Origin of the sequence: Curtobacterium sp. MCLR17_039 (assembly GCF_003234745.1) — a bacterium.
Taxonomy (GTDB): Bacteria; Actinomycetota; Actinomycetes; order Actinomycetales; family Microbacteriaceae; genus Curtobacterium; species Curtobacterium flaccumfaciens.
Genome location: NZ_QKTF01000003.1, coordinates 282,143 through 305,251, shown reverse-complemented (window position 1 = coordinate 305,251; position 23,109 = coordinate 282,143). Strand labels below are relative to the sequence as shown.

General features: G+C 70.2%; 20 protein-coding genes. 4 read left to right on the top strand and 16 right to left on the bottom strand.

Annotation, left to right across the window (positions count from 1 at the left end; translation table 11 throughout):
* Positions 1-430: 430 nt before the first annotated feature.
* The 5 genes from DEJ00_RS18225 to DEJ00_RS05265 form a co-directional block, all read right to left on the bottom strand.
* The gene (locus DEJ00_RS18225) at positions 431-1,072 is read right to left on the bottom strand and encodes an HNH endonuclease (RefSeq protein ID WP_146247870.1); all 642 of its coding nucleotides are present in this window, start codon (positions 1,070-1,072) and stop codon (positions 431-433) included.
* Positions 1,072-2,481 carry an ATP-binding protein gene (locus DEJ00_RS05280; RefSeq protein ID WP_111056620.1) on the bottom strand — a complete coding sequence of 470 codons (1,410 nt, stop codon included), beginning with the start codon at positions 2,479-2,481 and terminating at the stop codon, positions 1,072-1,074. The genes DEJ00_RS18225 and DEJ00_RS05280 overlap by 1 nt, the downstream gene beginning before the upstream one ends.
* A 256-nt stretch (positions 2,482-2,737) precedes the next feature.
* On the bottom strand, positions 2,738-5,185 hold the full coding sequence (locus tag DEJ00_RS05275) for a GH92 family glycosyl hydrolase (RefSeq protein ID WP_258373548.1): 2,448 nt from the start codon (positions 5,183-5,185) through the stop codon (positions 2,738-2,740).
* A 115-nt stretch (positions 5,186-5,300) separates the two neighbouring features.
* Positions 5,301-5,765 carry a hypothetical protein gene (locus tag DEJ00_RS05270; RefSeq protein WP_138801991.1) on the bottom strand — a complete coding sequence of 155 codons (465 nt, stop codon included), beginning with the start codon at positions 5,763-5,765 and terminating at the stop codon, positions 5,301-5,303.
* Positions 5,766-5,805: 40 nt separating this feature from the next.
* On the bottom strand, positions 5,806-6,696 hold the full coding sequence (locus DEJ00_RS05265; protein ID WP_111056617.1) for an SDR family NAD(P)-dependent oxidoreductase: 891 nt from the start codon (positions 6,694-6,696) through the stop codon (positions 5,806-5,808).
* A gap of 77 nt (positions 6,697-6,773) precedes the next feature.
* Here DEJ00_RS05265 and DEJ00_RS05260 point away from each other — a divergent pair, with 77 nt between their 5' ends.
* Together DEJ00_RS05260 and DEJ00_RS05255 are read left to right on the top strand one after the other, a co-directional pair.
* Positions 6,774-7,346 (top strand): TetR/AcrR family transcriptional regulator, encoded by a 573-nt coding sequence (locus DEJ00_RS05260; RefSeq protein WP_111056616.1) that lies wholly within the window; start codon positions 6,774-6,776, stop codon positions 7,344-7,346.
* A gap of 44 nt (positions 7,347-7,390) precedes the next feature.
* Positions 7,391-8,566, top strand: coding sequence for a MalY/PatB family protein (locus DEJ00_RS05255; RefSeq protein ID WP_111056615.1), 1,176 nt, complete (start codon positions 7,391-7,393; stop codon positions 8,564-8,566).
* 146 nt (positions 8,567-8,712) lie between these two features.
* On the opposite strand, the gene nagB is transcribed toward DEJ00_RS05255, so the two are convergent.
* Positions 8,713-9,498, bottom strand: coding sequence for a glucosamine-6-phosphate deaminase (gene nagB, locus DEJ00_RS05250; RefSeq protein WP_071245367.1), 786 nt, complete (start codon positions 9,496-9,498; stop codon positions 8,713-8,715).
* 60 nt (positions 9,499-9,558) lie between these two features.
* On the opposite strand from nagB, the gene DEJ00_RS05245 reads away from it, so the two are divergent.
* Positions 9,559-10,038 carry an NUDIX domain-containing protein gene (locus DEJ00_RS05245; protein WP_027466654.1) on the top strand — a complete coding sequence of 160 codons (480 nt, stop codon included), beginning with the start codon at positions 9,559-9,561 and terminating at the stop codon, positions 10,036-10,038.
* A gap of 133 nt (positions 10,039-10,171) precedes the next feature.
* Here DEJ00_RS05245 and DEJ00_RS05240 read toward each other — a convergent pair whose 3' ends face one another.
* The 4 genes from DEJ00_RS05240 to DEJ00_RS05225 are packed head-to-tail and all read right to left on the bottom strand — an operon-like array spanning position 10,172 to position 14,260.
* Positions 10,172-11,242: an ABC transporter ATP-binding protein gene (locus tag DEJ00_RS05240; protein ID WP_071245369.1), complete on the bottom strand. Its 1,071-nt coding sequence runs from the start codon at positions 11,240-11,242 to the stop codon at positions 10,172-10,174.
* Positions 11,239-12,159, bottom strand: coding sequence for an ABC transporter permease (locus tag DEJ00_RS05235; protein ID WP_111056614.1), 921 nt, complete (start codon positions 12,157-12,159; stop codon positions 11,239-11,241). The genes DEJ00_RS05240 and DEJ00_RS05235 overlap by 4 nt, the downstream gene beginning before the upstream one ends.
* A complete protein-coding gene (locus DEJ00_RS05230; RefSeq protein ID WP_027466657.1) occupies positions 12,156-13,109 on the bottom strand; it encodes an ABC transporter permease subunit in 954 nt (317 codons plus the stop codon). Before DEJ00_RS05230 ends, DEJ00_RS05235 begins: the two co-directional genes overlap by 4 nt.
* 5 nt (positions 13,110-13,114) lie before the next feature.
* A complete protein-coding gene (locus DEJ00_RS05225) occupies positions 13,115-14,260 on the bottom strand; it encodes an ABC transporter substrate-binding protein (RefSeq protein ID WP_071245371.1) in 1,146 nt (381 codons plus the stop codon).
* 184 nt (positions 14,261-14,444) lie between these two features.
* Here DEJ00_RS05225 and DEJ00_RS05220 point away from each other — a divergent pair, with 184 nt between their 5' ends.
* Complete coding sequence (locus DEJ00_RS05220; protein ID WP_111056613.1) at positions 14,445-14,882, top strand: YdeI/OmpD-associated family protein; 438 nt, start codon at positions 14,445-14,447, stop codon at positions 14,880-14,882.
* Positions 14,883-15,036: 154 nt separating this feature from the next.
* Here the strand turns inward: DEJ00_RS05220 and DEJ00_RS05215 are convergent, their stop codons facing one another.
* From DEJ00_RS05215 to DEJ00_RS05190, 6 genes are all read right to left on the bottom strand, one after another.
* The gene (locus DEJ00_RS05215) at positions 15,037-15,900 is read right to left on the bottom strand and encodes an NAD(P)H-hydrate dehydratase (RefSeq protein ID WP_071245375.1); all 864 of its coding nucleotides are present in this window, start codon (positions 15,898-15,900) and stop codon (positions 15,037-15,039) included.
* Complete coding sequence (locus DEJ00_RS05210; protein ID WP_027466661.1) at positions 15,890-16,630, bottom strand: histidine phosphatase family protein; 741 nt, start codon at positions 16,628-16,630, stop codon at positions 15,890-15,892. The genes DEJ00_RS05215 and DEJ00_RS05210 overlap by 11 nt, the downstream gene beginning before the upstream one ends.
* Positions 16,631-16,725: 95 nt before the next feature.
* Complete coding sequence (locus tag DEJ00_RS05205) at positions 16,726-17,685, bottom strand: hypothetical protein (protein ID WP_111056612.1); 960 nt, start codon at positions 17,683-17,685, stop codon at positions 16,726-16,728.
* Positions 17,686-18,015: 330 nt separating this feature from the next.
* Positions 18,016-21,048: a glycoside hydrolase family 38 C-terminal domain-containing protein gene (locus tag DEJ00_RS05200; protein ID WP_111056611.1), complete on the bottom strand. Its 3,033-nt coding sequence runs from the start codon at positions 21,046-21,048 to the stop codon at positions 18,016-18,018.
* A gap of 105 nt (positions 21,049-21,153) precedes the next feature.
* Positions 21,154-22,047 carry a carbohydrate ABC transporter permease gene (locus DEJ00_RS05195; RefSeq protein ID WP_371836703.1) on the bottom strand — a complete coding sequence of 298 codons (894 nt, stop codon included), beginning with the start codon at positions 22,045-22,047 and terminating at the stop codon, positions 21,154-21,156.
* A 5-nt stretch (positions 22,048-22,052) separates the two neighbouring features.
* Complete coding sequence (locus tag DEJ00_RS05190) at positions 22,053-23,003, bottom strand: carbohydrate ABC transporter permease (protein WP_111056610.1); 951 nt, start codon at positions 23,001-23,003, stop codon at positions 22,053-22,055.
* Between the last annotated feature and the right edge of the window lie 106 nt (positions 23,004-23,109).

Below are 23,109 nucleotides of genomic sequence, written 5' to 3'. Positions count from 1 at the left end.
CGGCTCGTCGCTCGCAGCGTCGAGGCTGCCGTGCCGTGAGCAGTCGAGGCAGACGGAGGCGGCGAGCACGACCGTCGGAACCGTCGCATCCAGATTCGCGCCGGAAGAGCTGACGAAGAGCGCGCCGAACTCTCTCGGTCCCCCCGGGTTCTGGAGAACGACTCGATGAAGTCGTACACGACTCGATCGACTCGCGGGGCATCGCCGCCGCAGACGCCATCCGCGTGAAGAAGACCAGCCGGTACAGCAGCGGCACCGACCACGGCGCAGCCATTGCAACCCTGCAGGATGCGACTTACCGCCACGTACCAGCGGCAGTTCGACGACCCAAACGGGTACTACTGGTCACCGTTCTGGATGAACCCCGATGCAGCTGACTACTGAAAGGGTAGCGGTCACTCACCCGCTCGGCGAGCGCCCGAAACCCTAGCTACGATGATTTCTCCGAAACCTCTACCGTGGCAAGAAAGTTTCTCACGGCCCGCACGCTTGAACTCGCTCCCTCCATCAAGCCGATTGCGTCTTCCTCGAACCGGTCGTCGAGAATTGGCTCCGGCCAGGCGAATACCTCACCCGCGAACCGCTGAAGGTCACAACGTTTGATTGTGAAAATACCCTTCTGGGAACCTTCGACCGGCGCATACACATACCCAGATTGGGCAATATGCCTGGAATAATGATCGAAGTGCGGGTGCACAATCAAGAAGGCTGCTGGGTCGAGTGGGTAAGCCGGAACATCTGGGTCTACAAGAGTCTGATCATCACTCTTTGCGCCGTTGCAAGACGGGCACGAAACAGCGAGATTCTCCGGAACGAACATGAAATCAGGACGCAACACGCGCGGCACAACATGCTCGGCATCCCAAATACGTCTGTTTGAAGAAGGGAAGACGTTTCGGCAATAGCAACAGCGCTTTTGCTGCTTGTCAATATAATGCTCCTTAATTCTACCCTTGATCCCATCGGAAGCATCTTCCGACCAGAATTCCGCCCCCTTCGATGCGCGCCTGCCAAAGGCGGCCACAAATTGCACATCCGCCACGTTGTAGCTGATGGGCGGCAGGTAGCGCATTATGCTTTGTTCCGAGCTTTTGCCACTGAGGCAGTGATATCCGCGATGATTTCTTTGACTTCTTTCGCGACTCCACGAGCACTGGCCGACTGCCGCAGCTCAAGCATTGCCGCGTCGAACTCATCACTGTTGTACTCACCGCCAGAGACCATGCGGAGGACTTTGACAAGAAGCTGCTTCATGTACAAGTTCCCGGAAGTACTCACCCCGAAGGCTCGCACTAGTGTTTCGTCTGTTGACCCGTGTAGTTCGTCGACACTAAGACGATCCGTCTCAAGTGACACGAGGTTTCCGTCGTGCTCTTCCATGCCGGACGCCACTAACGGCGAGTGAGTGGCTACGAGAAAATGACAGCCCCTGAATGCGGCGAACATCTGCATAAGCTTGTCTACGTAAGTGCTCTGCCACGCCGGATGCAAGCTAATTTCGGGTTCGTCAATCAAGATTAGGCTGTTATCGTCAATTGCGGACGCAATACCAAGCAAGGAACTGACGAGTGACAATTGCCCAGAACTAGCATCTTGGATATCCAGACGCTGACCAGTTTCCAAGCGCTCCAGCATAACGCCTGAAGTTCGCACCATCCCAGCTCGACGAAGTGCACGCATTGCCTGGAAGTGCTCCGAACCGTAGGAGTGCGGACGATCGAAGTCCGCAAACAGCATCGCCTTCTCTTCAAACGCTGAGGAGTCGAGTAGCCTCGCGGCGGACCTTAACTCCTCGTCAGAAGCCGTATCGGGCATACTTCGCGCGAACTGCCGGACTTGTCGGGTTTCCTGATCGAGGCGCGAATCCAACTCTGCGCCGCTTGCGAAGGCTCTGCCGCGGCTTGTCCAGCTGAAGAGCACTTCAACGCGGGCCTCGAATCCTAAGTCACGGAAGACCGAGCCAATCCTGGAGCGATGGGAAGAATTATCATCACTGCGGTCAAAGAGCTCTTCTAGAGAGCGGTAAACCCCAGCGGTGGCCGAGATTCGTCCACGAGAATCCTTCAAGCCTAGGTAACGATATCGCTCGTCACGGGTGCGCTGCATCGGTAGGCGGAAGCGGTCGAACGCGCTGGTAGTCACCGCCACAACGCGCGTTGGCCCCGGAAGTTTCTCCGCCGAAATTGCTCGCCCATTACGAGTCGCAAGCAGTTGGCGCCCGTCAAAGGATAAGGTGCACCGAGTATCGCCCAGGCTATATTCGAAGCTTGCCGCGAATCCTGGCCGAGGCTTTGCGTGGTCGGCGATCGCGAATATCTCAGCAATATCAGCAAGGGTGCGAGACTTACCCACCGCGTTCGGTCCGGTGAGAAGCGTGATGCAGTTTGCAGGTCTGGATATTCCGGCATTGAGTGCAATCTGGCGGGGTGCCGCGCCCCGACTGGCTTGAACGAACTTCCTCGCCCGGAATGAAGCACTCATGGCGCCACTATCGCATGTTCGGGGGACAGTCGATAGACCTGTCGAGAGATGGCATGCAGAAGGGGGTGTGAACGCGCTCAGCGCCGGCGGCTCGAGCAATCGTAGTGTGCGTGCAACAGACTCTCGCCTCGGTGATCCAACGGGTCGCTCTCCTGCGGTCGAGGTGCGGTTGACCCCGCGAAGCGCGGTCGTCGGTACGGCCGCTGCTCGTCGTCCTACCTATAGCCCAATGGTTCTGATTCGTGACAACGATCCGTCAGCGGTCGACCGGGCGCCCCCGCTCGCCGCTCGCCCACGACGTGTCCGCCGTCTCCCCGACCCGGAGCGACAGCGTGCCGCCCCGCGTCACGAAGGACGCCGGCACCCACGACTGCTCGAGCGTCCGCCCGTTCAACCGGGCTCCCTGCACGTACGGCTCGGTCCCGGTCGACCGGATGACGATCCGCTCGCCGCTCGAGCGCCGGATGTCGACCGTGCTGAACGTCGGGCTGCCGATGAGCATGTCCGCTCGGCCGGGCGTCTGCGGGAACAGGCCGATCGAGGCGAAGACGTACCAGGCGCTCATCGTGCCGAGGTCGTCGTTGCCGGGCAGGCCGCCGGGGCCGGTCGAGTAGGCGTCGTCCACGACCTGCCGCACGGTCTCCTGCGTCTTCCAGGGCTTGCCGAGGGCGTTGTACATCCACGGCGTGTGGATGTCGGGCTCGTTCGTCGGGTCGAACTTCGTGGCGTCGCCACCGGTGACCGCCCAGTTGCCCGAGGCGTCGTGGAAGAAGTCGTCGAGCCGTGCGACCGCGGCGTCGTCACCGCCGAGCGCGCTGGACAGCCCCTGCACGTCCTGCGGCACGAGCCAGGTGTACTGCGCGCTGGTGCCCTGCGCGAACCCGGTCCCCGTCGACGGCGACCAGCCCGGCGTCCACGAGCCGTCGGCCTGCCGCGCGGCCTGGTACCCGACGGCGGCGTTGAAGGTGTTCTTCCAGGAGGTCCCCCGCTCGGCGAACATCCGGGCGTCGGAACGAAGTCCGAGGGAACCTGCCCAGTACCCGAGCGCGCTGTCGGAGATCGAGTCCTCGAGGGTCTCGGCGGCACCGCCCCAGCAGGAGCAGTCGTCGTTCGCCGCGTACTGCCGCTCCAGGTACTCGTCGAGTGCGGGCCGCTGCGCCAGGCACTGCCCCGGGCACCCGATGTCGCTCTCGGCGTCCGCGTTCTCGACCGTCGCCTGGCGTTTCAGCGAGGCGTAGGCGGCCCGGACGTCGAAGTTCCGGACGCCCATGGCGTACCAGGTGGCGAGCGTCGCGGCAGAGGGGTCGCCGGTCATCACGTGTGTCGGCGCGCCGAGGTGCAGCCACCGGTCCCACACCCCGCCGTTCTGCTCGGCGAACCGCAGCATCGACTGCGCCATGTCCCCGGCGACGTCCGGCCGCAGCAAGGCCAGCAGCTGGATCTGCGCCCGGTACTGGTCCCACCCGGAGTACGTGCCGTAGACGGCCCGGTGTCCGCGGTCCATCCGGTGCACCCGCAGGTCCGGTCCCAGGTAGCGCCCGTCGCGGTCGTTCAGCGTGTTCGGCTGCATGAGTGCGTGGTAGACCGACGTGTAGAGCTGGGTGGTCCGGTCCGCCGTGCCGCCGCCGACGCGCAGGCGCGACAGTTCACGGTTCCAGGACGCCCGTGTGTCGGACGCCACGCTGGCGACGGTCGAGCGCTTGGTCACCTCGCCGTCACGGTTGGCGACCGCCCCGGCCGCGCTCACGTACGAGATGCCGATCTTCGCCTGCACCGTCGCTCCGCGACGCGCGTCGAACCCCACCCACGCGCCGGAGCCGCGTCCGGCGCGGTCGGCCCCGGTCAGGTAGCCCTCCCCACCGGAGGAGGACGTGCCTCCAGGCTGGACCGTGCCGTCCTTCCAGGTGCCGGTGCTCGCGAACGCCGTGTCGAAGGTCGCGGTGAAGTACAGGCGGTAGTAGCTGCGGCGGTCCGGGTTGGTGGCGCCGCCGCCGTTCGCGCGGCGGCTGCAGAAGCCGCCCGTCAGGACGCTGCCGCTGACCGTGCGGGTGCGGGGGTCGACGCGGGTGATCGCGGCCTCGCTGCCGTTGATCGAGTTCGACGTGCGGAACAGCAGGTTCGCGTCCTTGCCGGCCGGGAACGTGAACGCGCCGACGCCGGCGCGGGTGGTGACGGCGAGGTCGGTGCGGACGCCGTTGTCGAGCGTGACGCCGTAGCGTCCGGGGCTCGCGGACTCCTGGTCGTGGGAGTAGCCCGCGGCGTAGACAGCGTCCTTCGAGTCGGCCGACGGCGAGGTCGTGACCGGGGTCGTGACCGGCATGATCGGCACGTCTCCCGCAGCACCCGGAGCACACCCGGCCCCGTTCAGGTGCGTCAGGCTGAACCCGCGCAGCCGGTTCACGTCGTACGAGTAGCCGTTCGCGACCGGGGTCGACGTCTGGTCGCCCGCGGTCCCGGTGGGACTCCACTGCACCATGCCGAACGGTGCGGTGGCCCCGGGCCAGGTGTTGCCGTTGTTGCTCGTGCCGACGAAGGGGTCGACGTACCGGGCCGGATCGCTCACGGTCCGCCCGGGCTGCGTCGACGGCGAGGCCACCGCCGGCGCGGCGACGATCCCCGTGCCCAGCAGTACGGCGATCGTGGCCACCGCGGCGAGCGGGAGCGGACGGACGAGCGGGCGACGGTGCACGCGAGATCGGTTCACGTTCGTGACGCTAGCCCCCTCGGACGGGGGACGCCGCTCTCGTCACCGAGCGCTCTCCCGCTGTTCACGTCGGGTTCGGCGACGGGCCCCGGCGCCCTCCGGTGCCGGCTCGGGGTCAGCCGCCGTACTCCGCGCAGCTGTCGGTGCCGCTGTAACAGGCCGGCGCCTCGCGATCACGCCGGGTGTCCTGCTCCGTCTGGTTCCAGCGCCCCTGCGGGACGGCGAGGACGTAGGCGGCCACGAGCACGATCGGCACCATGACGACGGCGGTCACCACGACGCCGGTGCGCCCCGTCCGGACGCCGAGGAGCACGGCGACGAAGCAGGCCACGGGTCCCAGGACGAGCAAGAACTCGTAGGTGTGGACCGCACCGGGACTCTCGACGTTGTCCCCGAACAGGCGCAGTGTCGAGACGATCGTGGCGAACATCGCGACGGGAACGACGCAGAGCACCAGCACCGCGGCGAGCGCGACGCGGCGCTCGACCCGGACGCCGCGGCCCTTCCGGCGCTCCCGCTCGAGCCGCGCGTACTCCGCGCCCACCGGGTCGTCCGTCGCTGCGTCGTCCACCCCCACCATCGGGTGAGTGTCGCACGGAACGGTGCCGACCGGTACGTGATCAGGCCGTCGTGCGCGCGGCGACCTCGTCGACGAAGGTGCGGACCCGCTGCCGGAACCCCGGGTCGGCGGCTGCCCCGCGGACGGGGACGACGTGCAGCCGCCGATCACCCCGACGCAGCGCCGGCCCGACGAACACCCCCTCGGCGACGTCCGGTGCGGTGGCCGACCAGAGCGTCGAGCGAGCGCCGTCCTCCGCGGTCCGGGCCATGCTGCGGGCGACCAGGCCACCGAGGCGCTGCGTGAGGGTCTCGGCCTGGTCGTTCATCCCCGTCGCTGCGATGCCGGGGTGTGCGATGACCGAGCGGACGTCCGAGCCGGCCGCGCGGAGCCGCTCGCCGAGGTCGACCGCGAGCGCCGTCGCCGCCGTCTTCGAGTCGGTGTACACGGCGAACTGGGAGTAGCCGCTCGCATCGTCGACCCCGCCCGGTGCAGGCACGCGGCGGGTGCGCTGCGACAGGTTCGACCCGACGAGCACGACCCGGGGTGACGGTCCACCGAGCACCGGGAGCATCGCGTCGGCGAGCACGGCCGGGCCGACGACGTTGGTGGCCCAGGTGCGTTCGATGCCCTCGTCGGTCAGCCCGAACGCGCCGAGCGTCGCGCCGGCGTTGTTGACGAGGGCGTCCACGACGATGCCGTCCGCGGCGAGCTGCCGGGCGAACGCCGAGACCGAGGCGACCGACGCGGTGTCGACGACCCGCGCCTCCAGACCCGCGGGGAGGACGCGAGCCGCCTTGTCCGGGTTGCGGACCGCCGCGATGACGCGCGCTCCAGCGGCGGCCAGTCGGGTCGCGACCACCAGACCGAGTCCGCCGGTCGCACCGGTGACCACGACCGTCCGCCCGTGCTGGTCCGCCATCTGTTCGGGCTCCCACGTGAAGGGTTCCATCGTCGTCTCCTGTCCGCACTCCGTATCGAATCGGATGATCCATCCGGAACGCTAGCACAACCGGATAGAGTGTCCGCATGACGATCGCCATGGCCCGTCCCGAAGCGCTGCGTTCCGATGCGCAGCGCAACCGGGCCGCGCTGCTCGACGTCGCCCGGTCGTTCCTGGAGCGCGGCGAGCAGCCGCTCCTGAACGCCGTCGCACACGATGCCGGTGTGGGTGTCGGGACCGCCTACCGGCACTTCCCGTCGCAGCAGCACCTGCTCGAGGCGCTCGCGATCGACGCGCTCGAGGACATGCTCGACCTCGTCCGTGTCGCCGTCACCGTGCCGGACACCGGGGACGCGCTCCGCGGGGTCGTGACGGCTGCGTTCCGGAGCATGGTCGACGATGCCGCCCTCGGCGACCTGCTGACGAACGGCGGGTTCTCGTGTGCCGACACCGCCGCGCTCGCAGGAGACATGGTGGCGTCCGTCGACGCACTGCTCGCTCGGGCACGGGCCGAGGGGCTCGTGCGTGCCGACGTCGACGCGGACGACCTGCGACGGCTGCTGTGCGGGATGCGTGCGGCCGCCGTGGCGGGAGGCTCCCGGGTGCACGACCCCGAGCGCTACGTCGAGGTGCTGCTGGCGGGCCTCCGCCCGGCCTGACCACCACCCTCGCGCCCCGCGTGCCTCGCTGTCAGGATGGGCGCATGAGCGTCATGGTGTCCGTCTTCGATGCGTACCGGTCCCGCACGAGCGAGAAGTACACGGCCTACCCGCCGGACGTGCTCCCCATGTTCGTCGCCGAGATGGACAGCATGCTCGCCGAGCCGATCCGCGACGCCCTGGTCACCGCGGTGACGAACGGCGACACCGGGTACGTCGGGCACGGGCGGGCCCTGCCCGAGGCGTTCGCCGACTTCGCCGAGAGCCGGTGGGCGTGGCGGGTCGACCCCGATCTGGTCCGCACCACCACGGACGTGTCGGTCGCGGCGGTCGAGGTGCTGCGCCGGATCATCGAGCCAGGCGACCAGGTGGTCATCATGCCGCCCGTGTACCCGCCGTTCTGGGAGTACGTGTCCGAGGCCGGCGGCACCGTCACCGAGGTCCCGCTGCTCGCCCCCGCAGGCCCGGCCGACCCCTTCGACACCACGGCCGGCTGGCGGATGGACCTGGACGGCCTCGCGCAGGCGTTCGCCGACGGAGCCCGCACGGTGCTGCTCTGCAACCCGCACAACCCCCTCGGCCTGGTGCACGACCGTGCATCGCTCGTCGCACTCGCGGAGCTGGCCGCCGAGTGGGACGCCGTCGTGGTGTCCGACGAGATCCACGCGCCGCTCGTGCACGCCGACGCGGTGTTCACGCCGTTCCTGGAGTCCTGCCCCGAGGCCGCATCGCTCGGGGTCGCCCTGACGAGTGCGAGCAAGGCCTGGAACCTCGCCGGCACGAAGTGCGCGATGATGATCGGCGCCTCGGAGCGGGCCCGCGCCTTGTTCGACGGCCTGCCGACCGAGGTCGTCGAGCGCACCGGCATCCTCGGCTACACCGCGAGCGTCGCGGCCTTCAGCGAGGGCGAGCCGTGGCTGGCATCACTGCTCACCGAGCTCGCGGCGAACCGGCGCACCCTGGCCGAGCGGATCGGCGACGTGCTGCCCGGCGCCGAGTACCGGCAGCCGCAGGCGTCGTACCTGGCGTGGCTCGACCTGCGGGCGCTGCCGTGGGGCGACGACCCCGCGGCGGAGCTCGTCGACCGGGCGAAGGTGGCGCTCGGCTCCGGCCCGGCGTTCGGACGGCAGGGCCGGGGCTTCGCGCGGCTGAACTTCGGGTGCTCGGCGGAGACCCTCGACGAGGGGCTCAGCCGCCTCGCCGCAGCCGCGCGCGCCTGACACCGGACCTGGATCGGGCCGGAAGACGCCGGCGTGCGCGTGCGACGCCCCGCAATCGTCGACACGCCCCCGAATTCGGCGGCGTGTCGGCGCTCGGGCGGCGTCTGAGCAAGACGCCGGCGTCTACCGCAGCAGATGGTCGGGCGCTACTCGAACCGCTGCCAGGCCGGCTTGTTCGCGTACGTGTAGCGGTAGTAGTCGGCGAGCTGCAGCCCGGCGGCGGCTTCCTCGTCGACGACGACGGTCGCGTGCTCGTGCAGCTGCAGGGCCGAACCGGGCACGAAGGAGCTGAGCGGCCCCTCGACCGCAGCGGCGACGGCCGCCGCCTTCGACGGGCCCTGGGCGACGAGGACGAGCTCGCGGGCCTCGAGGATGGTGCCGAGCCCCTGCGTCATGCAGTGCGTCGGGACCTGCTCGGGCGAGTCGAAGAAGCGCGCGTTGGCGTCACGGGTCGACGGCGCGAGGGTCTTGATGCGGGTGCGCGAGGCGAACGACGACGTCGGCTCGTTGAACCCGATGTGACCGTTGGCCCCGATGCCGAGGATTTGCACGTCGATCCCGCCCGCGGCACGGATCGCGGCGTCGTACTCCTTGGCCGCGAACTCCAGGTCGGCGGCACGGCCGTCCGGCACCCGCACGCGCGACGCGTCGAAGCCGAGGGGCGCTACGACGTCGCGGGCGATCACGGCCGCGTACGACTCGGGGTGCTCGAGCGGGATGCCGACGTACTCGTCGAGGGCGAACCCACGGGCCTCGGCGAACGAGATCTCGCCCGACTGCACCCGGCGCTGCAGGTCGGTGTAGATGCCCTGCGGGCTGGATCCGGTGGCGAGACCGATGACGGCGGACGGCTTCTTGGCGACGACGGACGCGATCTTGGCCGCGGCGACGCGACCGACCTCGTCCGGCGTGGGCAGGATGATGATCTCCACACGCCCAGCCTACTGGTCATGACCAGTCTGCGACAGGGGTCGTGTGGGTAGCGTGGAGGCATGCCGACCCCCGACTTCGTCCTGTCCCTGCGCGAGAAGATCGGCACGGCGCCGCTCTGGCTGTCGGGCGTGAGCGCGATCGTGACGCGCGGCTCCGGCGCCGAGCGCGAACTGCTCGTGGTGCGACGGGCCGACACGGGCGCGTACACGCCGGTCACCGGGATCGTCGACCCGGGCGAGGAACCCGCCGTCGCCGCCGAACGCGAGGTCCTCGAGGAAGCCGACGTCGTCGCCGTCGCCGAACGCCTGGCCTGGGTGCAGGTGCTGCCAGAGATGACCTACCCGAACGGCGACCGGTCGCAGTACCTCGACCTGGTCTTCGCCTGCCGGTACGTCTCCGGGACGCCGAACCCAGCCGACGGCGAGAACACCGAGGCGTTCTGGGCTCGACTCGACGCCCTGCCCGACATGTCCGAGAACATGCGGGCACGCGTCGAGGCCGGGCTGGCGGACGAGCGCGAGGCGCGCTTCCAGCGCTGACCCCACCGGTCTGGAGGCGCGGTGCCAGGCCGCCACGGGCCTCCCGTCCGCGTCCCCCGACGTTTCGTGCACAGCGACAGTCCACGCATCTGGTCGCGCGTGGACTGTCGCTCAGCGCGAAACGTCGTCGCGACTACGCGAGCGGCGCGACCGCCACGGGTGCGCCGAGCAGGCGCACGGCGACGGGGTCGCCGGTGGCCCGGCGATCGCCGACCTCGTGCTGGACGGTCACGACGGTGTCGTCGTCCAGGCGGACGGTGGTGCGGCGGATCGACCCGAGGAAGCTCGAGGTGACGACGGTGCCGGTGATGCCCTCGGGGGCGAAGGCGATGTCCTCCGGCCGGACGTAGGCGAGCACCGGGCCGTCCGGCGCCGAGGAGTCGAGCGCCGGCACCCGGAACCCGTACACGAAGACGTCACCCCCGCGCAGGTCGCCCTGCAGCCGGTTCGACTGACCGACGAAGTCCGCCGTGAAGGCCGACGACGGGGTGCGGTAGAGCTCCTCGGGCGTGCCGATCTGCTCGATGTCGCCCGCCTGCATCACGGCGATCCGGTCGGAGACGGCGAGCGCTTCCTCCTGGTCGTGCGTCACGAACACCGTGGTGATGCCGAGGTCGCTCTGGATGCGGCGGATCTCGTCGCGCAGCGAGACCCGGACCTTCGCGTCCAGGGCCGACAGCGGCTCGTCGAGCAGGAGCACCCGGGGGCGGGTGACCAGGGCACGGGCCAGGGCGACGCGCTGCTGCTGCCCACCGGAGAGCTGGTGCGGGTAGCGCTCGGCGAACTCGCCGAGGTGGACCATGTCGAGGGCCTCGACCACGCGGCTCCTGCGCTCGGCGGCGGGGACCCGGCGCATCTCGAGGCCGAAGGCGACGTTCTGCCGGACCGTCATGTGCGGGAACAGCGAGTACTGCTGGAACACCATGCCGATGTCGCGTTTGTTGACCGGGGTGTCGGCGACGTCCTGGCCGTCGATGCGGATCGAGCCGGCGTCGATCGCCTCGAGGCCCGCGAGCGCCCGGAGCGCCGTCGTCTTGCCGCAGCCGGACGGGCCGAGCAGCGACACGAACTCCCCCGGCTCGACACGGAGGGACAGTCCCGCGAGCGCACGGTGTGCGCCGTAGTGCTTCTCGACGGCGTGGAGTTCGACGACGGCACCGGTGGTGGCGAGGGACGCCGGGGCTGCCGGAGCGGTGACGGTCATGCGGACTCCTGGGTGCGGGGACGACGGGTGGTGCGGGTGCGGGTGCGGCGGACCCGGCCCGTGCGACGGGTCCCGATGCGGCCGATGAGGACGAGCAGCACGAAGCCGAACACGAGCGCGGCGACCGAGAAGATCGCGGCGACGTACGGGTCGGTCCCCTGCACGAGCACGAGCCCGGTCTGGAACGTGCTGCGGGAGAGGAACGCGGCGAGGGTGTACTCGCCGAGGACCACGGTGATCGTGAGGAAGCACGCGGCGGTGATGCCCCGGCGCAGGTTCGGCAGGAGCACGCGCCAGGTGACGGTCCACCACGAGGCACCGAGTGAGCGGGCGGCCTCGGACAGGACGATCAGGTCCATCGCGGTGATGGCGGCGGCGATCGGGCGGAACGCGAACGGCAGCGTGACGATGCCGATCGCGAACGCCAGCGTCCAGGCGCCGGAGCCGAAGACCTGCGAGACGACCTGGTACACGGGGATGAACCCGACGACGAGCACCACGACCGGCACGGTGATCGGCACGATGCAGACGAACTCCAGGATGCGTCGGAGCCTCGGGTAACGGAGCGCGGTGATGATCTGGGCGGGCAGCAGCACGAGCAGCACGATCCCGACGGTGATCACGGCGATGAGCAGCGACGCCCCGAGCCCGTCGAACACGGGCTGGTAGGTGAACGCGTTGGCCGGGTCGCCGATCGCTGCCCAGTGCGCGAAGGTCAGGCCGCCGTCGGTGCCCTGCCGGAACGTGAACTGCAGCAGGGCGACCAGCGGGACGGCGAACAGCAGCCCGATCACGGTGAGCACGGTCACGGCCGCACCACGGGACGGGGCCGTGCCGAAGCGGCGGACGCGGGACGGGCCTCCGAGCCGAACCGGCTGCGCCGGACGCACCGGGCGGACCGGTGCCGCCGCGCTCATCGCTGCCACCTGGCGGCTCGGCGCTGCAGCAGCGAGTAGGCGCCCATCACGACCGCCATCACGACGACCATGCCGAACGCGAGCACCCCGGCGACGTTCTGCAGGCCGACGAGCGTCTCGCTGGTGAGCTGCGTGCGGATCGTGAGCGGCACGATGCCGCCCTGCGAGATGAGGGCCGCGGCGGTGGCGAACGACGAGAAGCCGTTCGCGAAGAGCAGCAGGAGCGACCCCCAGAACGCCGGCGCCAGGACCGGCAACGCGATGCGGCGCCAGTACGTCAGGCGCGAGGCGCCGAGGGTCGCGGCGGCCTCGCCCCACTGGGCCTTGACGCCCTCGAGTGCGGGCATGAACGTGAGGACCATGAGCGGCACCTGGAAGTAGACGTAGGGGATGACGAGCCCGGGCACGGTGTACAGGAAGGCGCCGTCCGCGTTGAGGTCGACGTGGAAGACCGTGACCAACCACGTCGTGACGAGTCCCTGCACGCCGATCGTGGCGATGAACGCGAACGCGAGCATGACGCCGCCGAACTGGGCGAGGACGCTCGCCGCCGAGTCGATCATCGACCGGACCAGTCCGTCCGGCCGCAGTGCCGAGAGCGCCCAGCAGACGACCGCGCCGAGCACGGCTCCGATGACCGCGGAGGCGGCGGACAGGCCGAACGACCCGCCGAACGCCCGCAGCACGGACGGGTCGGCGAAGGCCGCGAGGTTCGCGAACGTGAACGCTCCGGAGCCGTCGAAGAAGCCGCTGCCGATCGCGATCACGGCGGGGACGGCGAGGAACAGCAGGACGTAGGCGGCGAAGGGGGTCAGCCCCAGCCAGGCGAGACCGACGCGGCGCCGGACACGGGGTCCGGCGCCGCGACGGACGGCATCGGCGGGCGCGGACGCCGGGCGCACGGTGCTCGGAGCGCTCGTCGCGGGCGCGTCTGCCGATGCGGTGGTCATGCTGCTCAGGACCCCATCGTCGAGGACCACTTGGCCTTGAGCACCGTCGCGGCGTCGGCGACCTGCGCGTCGGTCAGCTCGACGTAGTCCTTCGGCGCGCCACCGGCGGCGTCGAGGGCGTCCTGGTCGACCTTGCCGGACTTCTCCATCGCCGACAGGGTGGCGGGGAAGGCACCGGCCTGCAGGTACAGGTTCTGGGCCTCCGGGCTGGCGATGTACTCCTGCCACAGGCGGGCGGCCGCGGGGTGCGGGGCGTCCTTGGTGATGGCCTGCGAGTAGTACGAGCCGAGCGCCTGCCCCTTCGGGACGACGGTCTTCCAGTCCTTGTTGCCACTCGCGCCCGCTGCCGGTCCCCACGCCAGGTTGTTGTACGACCACTGGATGACCACGGGGGTCTCACCCGAGGCGACCGTGGCCTGCGTCGGCAGCACGTTCTGGAAGTTGCCGGCCTTCTTCAGGTCGCCGAAGTAGTCGACGCCCTTCGTGATGTCGTCGGCCGAGCCACCGTTCTCGAGCGCCGCCAGGTAGACGGCCGATGCTGCCTGGTTGGCCTGCGTCGGGTCACCCGCGATCGAGACCTTGCCCTTGTACTCGCTGCCGAGCAGGTCCTGCAGGTCCTTCGGGGCGTCGGAGATCTTCGACGAGTCGTACCCGATCGACATCAGGCCGGTGTAGTCACGCGTCCACGCGCCGTCCTTCTCCTTCAGGTCGGTGGGGATGTCGTCCCAGTTCGCGACCTTGTAGTCGGTGAGCAGGTCGAGGTTCTCCTGCAGCACCGCGTTGCCGAGGTCGAGCACGTCGGGCGCGGTGGACTGGCCCTTCTGCGACTTCACGGCGGCGACCTCGTCGGCACTCGAGCCGTTCGGGTTCGCGGAGTTGATCTTGATGCCGTACTTCTTGGTGAAGCCGTCGATGATCTTGCCGTAGTTGGCCCACGACGGCGGCAGCGCGATGACGTTCAGCTGCCCCTCGGCCTTGGCGGCCTTGACGAGGGCGTCCATGCCGCCGGCGGACTGGGCGCTGGTGGCGGTCTTCCAGTCGGCGTCGCCGTCGGAGCCGGCGCTCGCGGAGCTCGTCGCCGAGCATCCGGCGAGGGTGACGATCGCTGCGGCGGCCAGGGCGATGCCGGCCAGGGTGCGCTTGTGCTGCACGGGTGGGCCTTTCGGGTGGGGGAAGGTGCTGAGGTGACCGGGGGTCCGGGTTCTGGTCGATCGTGGACGCGGCCGGTTTCCGGCCCGTGCTCCGGTGGTGAACGGCGGCGGAACAGCGGGTGCGGCTGTACGCTTTGCTCGATCTGGGCGCATGGTCGCGCCCACATCAGGCCTGGAGGCACGGATGCGGTTCACGACGACGGTCCTGCAAGCACGGAAGACGGCGACCGGACTCCCCGTCCCGGAGTCCGTCATCGAGGCGCTCGGATCCGGCAAGCGCCCCGCGGTGGTCGTCACGATCAACCGGGGCTACACCTACCGCTCCACCGTCGGGGTCATGGACGAGCAGTTCCTGGTGCCGCTGTCGGCCGCACACCGTGAGGCCGCCGGGATCGCCGCAGGGGACACCGTCGAGGTCGCACTCGAGGTCGACACCCTGCCCCGGACCGTCGACCTGCCGGAGGACCTGGCGGCCGCGCTGCAGGAGGCCGGCGTGCGTGCGACATTCGACGCCCTGTCGAACTCGCGGCAGCGGGCACTCGCCGACCCGGTCACCCAGGCGAAGGCCCCGGAGACCCGGGCACGGCGGATCGAGAAGGCCGTGGAGTCCCTGCGGGGGTAGTGGTGCCGGGCGGGTCGGGCGGCCTGGTCGTTTCGGGCGTACCTGGTCGTTTCGGGCGTACCTGGTCGTTTCGGGCGTACCTGGTCGGAAGTTCTCGCCAGGTATGCCCGGAAGCACCAGGTATCGCGGGCGTTCTGGGAAAGAACGGGCGGGCTCAGGCCCCGAGCTCGACCAGGACCCGCGGGATCTCGGTCACGAGTTCGCTCGCCAGGTACCCGAGCGGCCCGACCTGCACCGCGAGTCGGTCGCCAGCGGCAGCGTGCACGTAGGACGCCCACGCCACGGCCTGTGCCGGATCGGCGCCGCGGGCGAGCAGGCCGGTGACCGCACCGGACAGCACGTCCCCACTGCCGCTCGTGCCGAGACCGCCGGAGCCGGTGCCCTTGAGCCACGCCCGACCCTGCGGTGTGGCGATGGCATCGCCGAGGGCCACGACCGCACCGAAGCGGTTCGCGATCGCCACGGCGTCGGCCACGTCGTCGTCGCTGCACTCACGCCCGAGCAGGCGTTCGGCCTCGCCGGAGTTCGGCGTCATCACGAGCCGTCCACGCAGCGGTTCCAGGCGGTCCCGCACGTCGGCGGCCACCCCGAGGGCGAAGGCGTCGAGCACGACGGTGGTGTGCGGACCGACGACGTCGGCGAGTCCGGCCACGAGGTCACGCGAACCGTCCGGCTCGTCGAGCCCCGGCCCGACCAGCACGGCGTCGGCACTCGACGCGCTGTCCGCGATGCCCTCGATCGCGCCGACGGCGATGTGCCCGTCCTGGTCCTCGTCGAGGGGTTCGACCCCGGACTCGGGCACCGCGACCGCGACCTCGTTCGCCACGCTCCGGCCGACCGCCAGGGTGAGACGACCGGCGCCCACCCGGAGTGCGGCGAGCGCGGAGAGCATCGCTGCGCCCGGGGTCCGAGCGGCGCCGCCGACGATGAGCACCTGCCCGCGGCCGTACTTGCCGGCACCGGGTTCGGGCAGTGGCCAGTCCCGCAGGAAGTTCGGGGTGACGGGTTCAGTGGACATGCTCGTCGTCCTTCCGGCCGGTGTGCTGGGTGACCTCGTCGTCGTCCAGGTGCCCGACGGAGGAGAACTCCTCGAGCACCCACGGCGATCCGGCGTCGTCGCGACGGAGTCGGGTGAGGGAGGCGTTGGCGACGGCGTGGGTCCGGGCGAACTCCATGAGCGCCGGCTCGTCGAGGTCGAGGCACACCGCGACGGCGAGCATCACCACGGCGTCGTGCGCGGCGATCACCAGGCGCTCGGCGCCGTCGACCCGCTCGACGTCGCCGAGGAGCGACCGGAGCCGGAGCATCACATCGGCCCACGACTCCCCGCCCGCCGGCCGGTGGTAGTACTTGCCGAGCCACTGCCGGCGGCGTTCCTCGTCCGGGTACCGGTTGCGGACGCCCTGCAGGGTCAGCAGGTCGAGGACGCCGAGTTCGCGGTCGCGCAGCCGCTCGTCCACCCGCTTCTCGGGTTCGGCGAGGCCGGCTGCCTCGAGCGCGATCGCGATGGTCTGTTGTGCGCGGAGGTACGGCGACACCCACAGCGCGACGGGGACGTCGTCGATCCCGCGGTCGGCGAGCTCCTGCCCGAGGGCCCGGGACTGATCGGTGCCGAGCGGGCTGAGCGGGACGTCGGCGTCCCGGAACTCGACGTCGATGACGTCGTCGCCCGCTGCTTCGGCCCGAGCCGCCGCGACGTTCGCGACCGATTCGCCGTGACGGACGAGCCAGATCTCCTGCACTGCCATGCCGCCACGCTAGCCAGAGCGTGCTGTGCCGGTTCACCGGCGCCGAACGGCCACCCCGTGCGGTGCCGGAGGGTCACCCGCGCGGCGTCGAACGGTCACCCCGCGCGGCGTCGAGCGCTCCGGACCGGGCGGACCGCGCACGGGAGCCCCGCCGCCCGGAGTCGCAGTGCCAGCGCTTCGAGGTCGAAGAGGTCTCGCCACTCGAGCCGGATGATCGTCCGGACACCCGGCACGGTGAGCAACCGACCGTGCCGCCGCTTCTCGTCGAGGAACACCTTGGTCGGGCTCCGGCCGCCCAGGTAGCGCTCCTGCGAGTACTTGGCCCGTCCGTCGATCTCGACGATGACCCCGTGGTCCGGGAACCAGAAGTCGACCGCGGACCGACGGCCGTCCACGACGAACTCCTGCTGCAGCACCGGCGCGGGCAGTCCGAGCTCCCGGAACACGACCCGAGCGAGCGACTCGGCCGGCGACCCGGACCGACCGTCGGCCAGGTCGAGCACCTGCTGCGCCAGGGCTCGGGCGCGGGCCTTCGGAGGAACCGCTCGTCGGAGGTCGGCGTCGTCGAACCCACGTCGCAGCGCGGCGTCCGCGATGACGACGCCGGCCCGCAGGTCGCCGGACATCGCGATGTCGACGACGGTCCGGGGCACGGAGGTGACGGCGATCGCACCGACCGTGATCCGTTCGGCCCGGCCGACGGGTCTCGAGTGCAGGACCAGCTCGGCGCTCCTGCCCCGGTACATCGACTCCGGCACCGTCGCGTGCACCGGGACGTCCCACCCGGCGAGCGCCGGGAGGCCGTGCAGGGCCGCCGCGGACAGGTGCGAGGCCGTCGCCCGCGTGCCGAGCCGTCCGAGCCGCGCGAAGACCCGGGTGACGTACCGCTGACGAGGCCCGGCGGCATCCCACGCGGCGCCGTCGACGAAGGCGTTCGGTCCGACCCGGACCAGGCGGCCGACACCCTGGGTCCGGGTCCGGCGGCGCAGGGTGGTGGCATCGAGGCCGGCCTCGTGCATGGCGGAGGCTCGGAGGATGGGCAGCGACTCGTTCATGCACGTGACGATGCCCGCTCAGCCACCCGCTCCTGGGGCCGATGTCCGGAACTGTGGACGGGCCTCCAGGCCTGGGCGGTTGTGGAGGGGAGGAGTTCCTTCCCAGAACGGCCGCGATGCCAAGCGGAACCGGGCGTACCTGGCCGGAAGTTCCGACCAGGTACGCCCGATTCGACCAGCTACGCCCGATTCGACCAGGCCACCCGCCCCACCCACCTCGGCCGCCCGCACGCGCACGCACACCCCCGCGCAACACGGCGCCGAACGGAACGCACCCGTGTCCCGTCCGGCGCCGCGGTCTCTCCCCGACCGAACGCCGGGCCCGCTGCCTCAGGCCCGACGCACGCGCAGCGTCACGATCTCGAACGGCCGCAGGGTCAGCACGACCGGCTCCCCGGCCGACCATGAGCGCTCCAGTGGCCGCTCGAGCAGGTCGACCTGTGCCACCGACCCGACGTCGAACCCGAAGGAGACCCCGACGTCCGACGCCCGGCCGCCGAGTCCCTCGTACAGTCGCACGACGACGTCTCCGGAGCGGTCCTCGGCGAGCTTGACGGCCTCGACGAACACCTGCGGCGACGACACCGTGACGAGCGGCGTGACCTCGGCCGACCCGGGGACGCTCCGCACCGGCAGGTTCAGCCGGTACCCGGAGTCGGCGGCGTCGAGCACCGAGGCCCCGATTCGCAGCACCGTCCGGAACACGTGGTGCCCCTGGTCGGCGTTCGGGTCCGGGAACGTCGGCCCGCGCAGCAGCGACTCCCGCACGAGCGTGGTGATCCCGCCGTCCGGCCGGGTCTCGCGCGTGATGTCGTGGCCGTAGGTCGAGTCGTTCGCCACGGCGACGCCGAAACCGGGCTCCGCGACGTGCACCCAGCGGTGTGCCGAGGTCTCGAACCGGGCGTGGTCCCACGAGGTGTTCTGGTGCGTCGGCCGGTCGATGTGCCCGAACTGGATCTCGCTCGAGGCTGACGACGCGAGCACGTCGATGGGGAACGCGAGCTTCAGCAGCTTCTGGTGCTCGTGCCAGTCGACCTCGGTCTCGACGGTCAGCTCCGGTTCGCCCTGCACGGCGGAGTAGCGTGTGGTGAGCGTCGACGATCCGAAGGACCGTTCCACCACGAGCGAGGAGCCGTCGACCGAGACGGACGAGGCCGACAGCACCGTGCCGTTGCGCTGGTACGCGCGGTCGATGTCCCACGCCTCCCACTGGTTCGGGGTGTCACGGAACACCGTGTACTCCGCCGCCGCGGCGCCGGGCGCGATCGCGTCGCGTCCGGTGGCGTGGTCGACGAACGAGACGACGTGGCCGGCGGCGTCGATGGTCGCGGTGACGACGCCGGTGTCGAAGACGAAGCGGTCGCCGCTCCGGACGGGAGGCACGGGTCGCGGCGCGTGGACGACCGAACCTGCCAGGGCGGTCACGTCCCCTGCCGCGACCGGCGAGGCGTTGAAGCGCACGACCGACGCGGCGTCGTCGGCGCCGGCGAGCGCCGTCGTCGCGCTGCCCGCGAGCGCCGTCGTCGCGCTGCCGATCAGCCCCTCGAGCACCTCGGCGACCCGGGCGTACTGCTCCTCGGCGTTCTCGTACACCCACGCGATCGAGGACCCGGGCAGGATGTCGTGGAACTGCTGCAGCAGGACGGTGTGCCAGGCGTCCTCGAGTTCGGCGTACGGGTACTCGCTGCCGAGCCGGACCGCCGCCGTCGCTGCCCAGAGCTCGGCTTCGCGCAGCAGGTGCTCGGAGCGGCGGTTGCCCTGCTTCGTGCGGATCTGCGACGTGTAGGTGCCGCGGTGGAACTCGAGGTACATCTCCCCCGACCAGACCCCCGGCGTCGGCAGCTCGGCTTCGAGCTGCTCGAACACCTGCGCCGGCGTGCCGAGCGTGACGTGGGGCGACCCGTCGAGGTCGTGCTGGCGGTGTGCGGCGCCGACCATCTCGCGGGTGGGACCGCCGCCGCCGTCCCCGAAGCCGTACAGGAGCATCGAGGTGTTCGCGGTGCCGCGTTCCTTGTTGTTCCGTTCGCCGCGGCGCAGGTCGGCGGGCGAGACGTCGGAGTTGTAGGTGTCGGCCGGGGGCAGGTGCGTCAGGACGCGCGAGCCGTCGATGCCCTCCCAGTGGAACGAGGTGTGCGGGATGACGTTCGTCTCGTTCCACGACGGCTTCTGGGTGACGAACCACTTCGATCCGGCGGCGCGGACGATCTGCGGCAGGGCGCCCGAGTAGCCGAACGAGTCGGGGAGCCAGGCCTCGGGGGTGTCGATGCCGAACTCCTCGAGGAAGAAGCGCTTGCCGGCGACGAACTGGCGGGCCAGGGCCTCGCCGCCGGGCAGGTTGGTGTCCGACTCGACCCACATGCCGCCGACCGGGATCCACCGGCCCTCGGCGACGCGCTGCTTGATGCGGGTCCAGATGGACGGGTACTCGTCACGGATCCACGCGTACTGCTGCGCGGACGAGCAGGCGAAGGTGAAGTCGGGGTCGCGGTCCATCAGGTCGAGCACGTTCGAGAACGTCCGCGCGCACTTGCGCTTCGTCTCGCGCACGGGCCACAGCCAGGCGGAGTCGATGTGGGCGTGCCCGACGGCGATCGCGCGGTGGGCGGCGGGACTGGCGGGGACGGCGAGCACGGGCGCCAGGACCTGACGGGCGTCCGCGGCGGTGCCGGCGACGTCGTCCGGGTCCAGGGCGTCTGCGGCGCGTTCGAGTGCCCGCAGGATGTCGGCGCCGCGGGTGCCGTCGGTGGGGAGCTCGGCCATCAGCCCGCGCAGCACCCAGAGGTCCTGCTGCAGTTCCCACACGGTGTCGTCGCGCTCGACGACCTCGAGGGCCTTCAGGCGGTAGATCGGGTCGTCGCCGGCGGTGGAGCGCGAGCCGAGCGGCGTCGCACCCTGGAACGAGTCGCCGCCGATGTCCGGGTTCGCCCCGGCCTCGATCCAGAGCTCGAAGGACTCCCCCGGGCCGACCTCGAGCGGCACGGTGTCGTTCCGCGGCTCGATCGCCTTGATCGTGGAGCCGTCGGCGCGGAACGCGAGTCCCTCGGCCTGGAAGCCGGGCTGCCGCTTGGTGAACCCGAGGTCGACGAGGAGCTCGGCGGTGGTCCCCGGCGCGGTGCCGAAGTCCGCCGGCACGGTCCCGGTCACCCGGAACCACGTCGTGCCCCACGGGCGTCCGCCCCAGTGCGACCCCACCGTGAACGGTGTGTACGTCTCGCCCACGGCGGCGTCGAACGGCACCGGTTCGCCCGGCACCTCCCACGCCTCGATCGTCACCGGCGCCGAGCGACGGAGGACGGCGGGGTCGACGCGGTCGCGCACGAGGCGGGCGATCCGGGCCTCGACGAGCGGTTCGTCCTGGTGCATGTGCTTCCTTTCTGGTTCGCGGAACACCGGTGTTCGCGGATCGAACCGCGGTTCGCGGGTGTTCGACGCGCGAACACCGGTGTCTTGCGGGGGTGGGGGCCGGCGTCAGCCCTTGATGCCGCCGGCGAGGGCGTTGCCGCCGCCGAGGCCTCGGGACACGATCACGTAGAGGGCGATGACCGGCACGGAGTAGACGATCGAGAACGCGGCGAGCTGGCCGTACGCCACCGCCCCGTTCTGCCCGAAGAAGTTGAAGATGCTCACCGCGGCGGGCACCTTCTCGGGCGAGAGCAGCAGGACGAAGGGGACGAAGAAGTTCCCCCACGCCTGGATGAACACGAAGATGAAGACGACCGCGATGCCCGGACGCATGAGCGGGATCACGATGCGGGTCAGGGTGGTGAGCATCGAGGCGCCGTCGGTCCACGCCGCCTCTTCCAGCGAGATCGGCACCGAGTCCATGAAGTTCTTCGCCATCCAGATCGCCATCGGCAGCGACGTGGCGGCGAGGAAGAAGATGCAGCCCCACACGTTGTCGATCAGGTTGAGCGACACGAACAGCGCGTAGACGGGCACCATCATCGCGGTGATCGGCAGACCGGTGCCGAACAGGATGCTGTACAGGAACGGCTTGTTGACGCGCATCTTGTACCGGGACAGCGGGTACGCGGCGAGCAGGGCGAACACCACGGTGACGACCGCGGTGCCGCCGGAGAGCAGCAGGCTGTTCGCGAGCGGGATGAACGACAGCTCGGGGGTGAGCACCTTCGCGAAGTTGTCGAGGGTGAACTGCGAGGGCAGCTTCACCGACAGCGACGCCTGGGTGTCGAACGACGCGAGCACGAGCCAGAGCAGCGGCACCGCGAAGCACACCGCGATGACGAGCAGCACGGTGTTCGACACCCACCGCATGGTGCGGCCGCGCGGTGACGTCATGTGCATCGACCCCGGTGCGGTCACCGAGCGGGTCGTGGTCTGGTCGAGGGACGGGGCTGTCATGGCCATCAGTCCACCTCCGGCTTGAGGGCCCGGATGTAGATGATCGAGAAGACCGCCCCCACCACGAGCAGGATGGTCGCGATCGCGGTCCCGAAGCCGAGCTGCGAGAACTTGAACGCCTCCTGGTACGCCAGGATCGGCAGGGTCGACGAGTTCGTGCCCGGCCCGCCGCCGGTCATCACGAAGATCAGCGTGAAGACCGACAGGGTCTGCAGCGTCGTGAGCATGAGGTTCGTCGAGATGCTCCGGCGGATCACCGGGAGCGTGATGTAGACGAGCCGCTGCCAGCCGGTGGCTCCGTCGACCTCGGCGGACTCGGTGATCTCCTCGGGGACCTCCTGCACGGCGGCCGAGTAGACGAGCATCGAGAACGCGGTGCCGCGCCAGATGTTCGCCAGGATCACCGCGAGCATCGGGTACGTGTAGAGCCAGTTCGCGCCGGTGATCCCGATCGACGCGAGGAACGTGTTGAGCGTCCCCTCGTCGTTGAAGAACGCGTACGCCGCGAAGGACGCCACGATCTCCGGCAGGACCCACGCGGCGACCACGAACGTGCCGACGATCGCCCGGACGGCCTTGTTCGCCGAGCGCATCAGCAGGGCCAGTCCGAGGCCGAGCACGTTCTGTCCCACCACGGCCGAGGCCAGCAGGAAGACGACGGTCAGGATGACGGACTTCGGGAAGTCCGGGTCCTGGAACAGCTCGACGTAGTTCTGGAACCCGACGAACTGCTGGTCGGCGGCGCTGGCACCGGTCAGCGCCGAGTTGGTGAACGACCCGTAGAACGACGAGATGACGGGGCCGAGCAGGAAGATGACGAGGAGGACCAGGGCGGGGACGAGCGGAACCGCTCGTCCGACGTTCCGCAGTGGTCGCCGCTTGCGCGGCACGGGTGGATCGGTGCGCTTCGGCGCACCGGGCGCCGACAGCGTCGGCGCGAGGGGGGTGCTGGACACGATGGGTGCCTTCCGGGTGCGGAGGGGTTCCGAAGGTGGGGAAGAGCGGACGGGAGGCGCGGTGCGGGACCGCCCCGCGCCTCCAGTCCGTCAGTGGGTGACGTCC

Coding starts and splice junctions, on each gene's coding strand:
- DEJ00_RS18225 (WP_146247870.1), bottom strand. CDS start 1,072: ATGCGCTACCTGCCGCCCATCAGCTACAACGTGGCGGATGTGCAATTT.
- DEJ00_RS05280 (WP_111056620.1), bottom strand. CDS start 2,481: ATGAGTGCTTCATTCCGGGCGAGGAAGTTCGTTCAAGCCAGTCGGGGC.
- DEJ00_RS05270 (WP_138801991.1), bottom strand. CDS start 5,765: ATGGTGGGGGTGGACGACGCAGCGACGGACGACCCGGTGGGCGCGGAG.
- DEJ00_RS05265 (WP_111056617.1), bottom strand. CDS start 6,696: ATGGAACCCTTCACGTGGGAGCCCGAACAGATGGCGGACCAGCACGGG.
- DEJ00_RS05260 (WP_111056616.1), top strand. CDS start 6,774: ATGACGATCGCCATGGCCCGTCCCGAAGCGCTGCGTTCCGATGCGCAG.
- DEJ00_RS05255 (WP_111056615.1), top strand. CDS start 7,391: ATGAGCGTCATGGTGTCCGTCTTCGATGCGTACCGGTCCCGCACGAGC.
- DEJ00_RS05245 (WP_027466654.1), top strand. CDS start 9,559: ATGCCGACCCCCGACTTCGTCCTGTCCCTGCGCGAGAAGATCGGCACG.
- DEJ00_RS05240 (WP_071245369.1), bottom strand. CDS start 11,242: ATGACCGTCACCGCTCCGGCAGCCCCGGCGTCCCTCGCCACCACCGGT.
- DEJ00_RS05235 (WP_111056614.1), bottom strand. CDS start 12,159: ATGAGCGCGGCGGCACCGGTCCGCCCGGTGCGTCCGGCGCAGCCGGTT.
- DEJ00_RS05230 (WP_027466657.1), bottom strand. CDS start 13,109: ATGACCACCGCATCGGCAGACGCGCCCGCGACGAGCGCTCCGAGCACC.
- DEJ00_RS05220 (WP_111056613.1), top strand. CDS start 14,445: ATGCGGTTCACGACGACGGTCCTGCAAGCACGGAAGACGGCGACCGGA.
- DEJ00_RS05215 (WP_071245375.1), bottom strand. CDS start 15,900: ATGTCCACTGAACCCGTCACCCCGAACTTCCTGCGGGACTGGCCACTG.
- DEJ00_RS05210 (WP_027466661.1), bottom strand. CDS start 16,630: ATGGCAGTGCAGGAGATCTGGCTCGTCCGTCACGGCGAATCGGTCGCG.
- DEJ00_RS05205 (WP_111056612.1), bottom strand. CDS start 17,685: ATGAACGAGTCGCTGCCCATCCTCCGAGCCTCCGCCATGCACGAGGCC.
- DEJ00_RS05200 (WP_111056611.1), bottom strand. CDS start 21,048: ATGCACCAGGACGAACCGCTCGTCGAGGCCCGGATCGCCCGCCTCGTG.
- DEJ00_RS05195 (WP_371836703.1), bottom strand. CDS start 22,047: ATGACAGCCCCGTCCCTCGACCAGACCACGACCCGCTCGGTGACCGCA.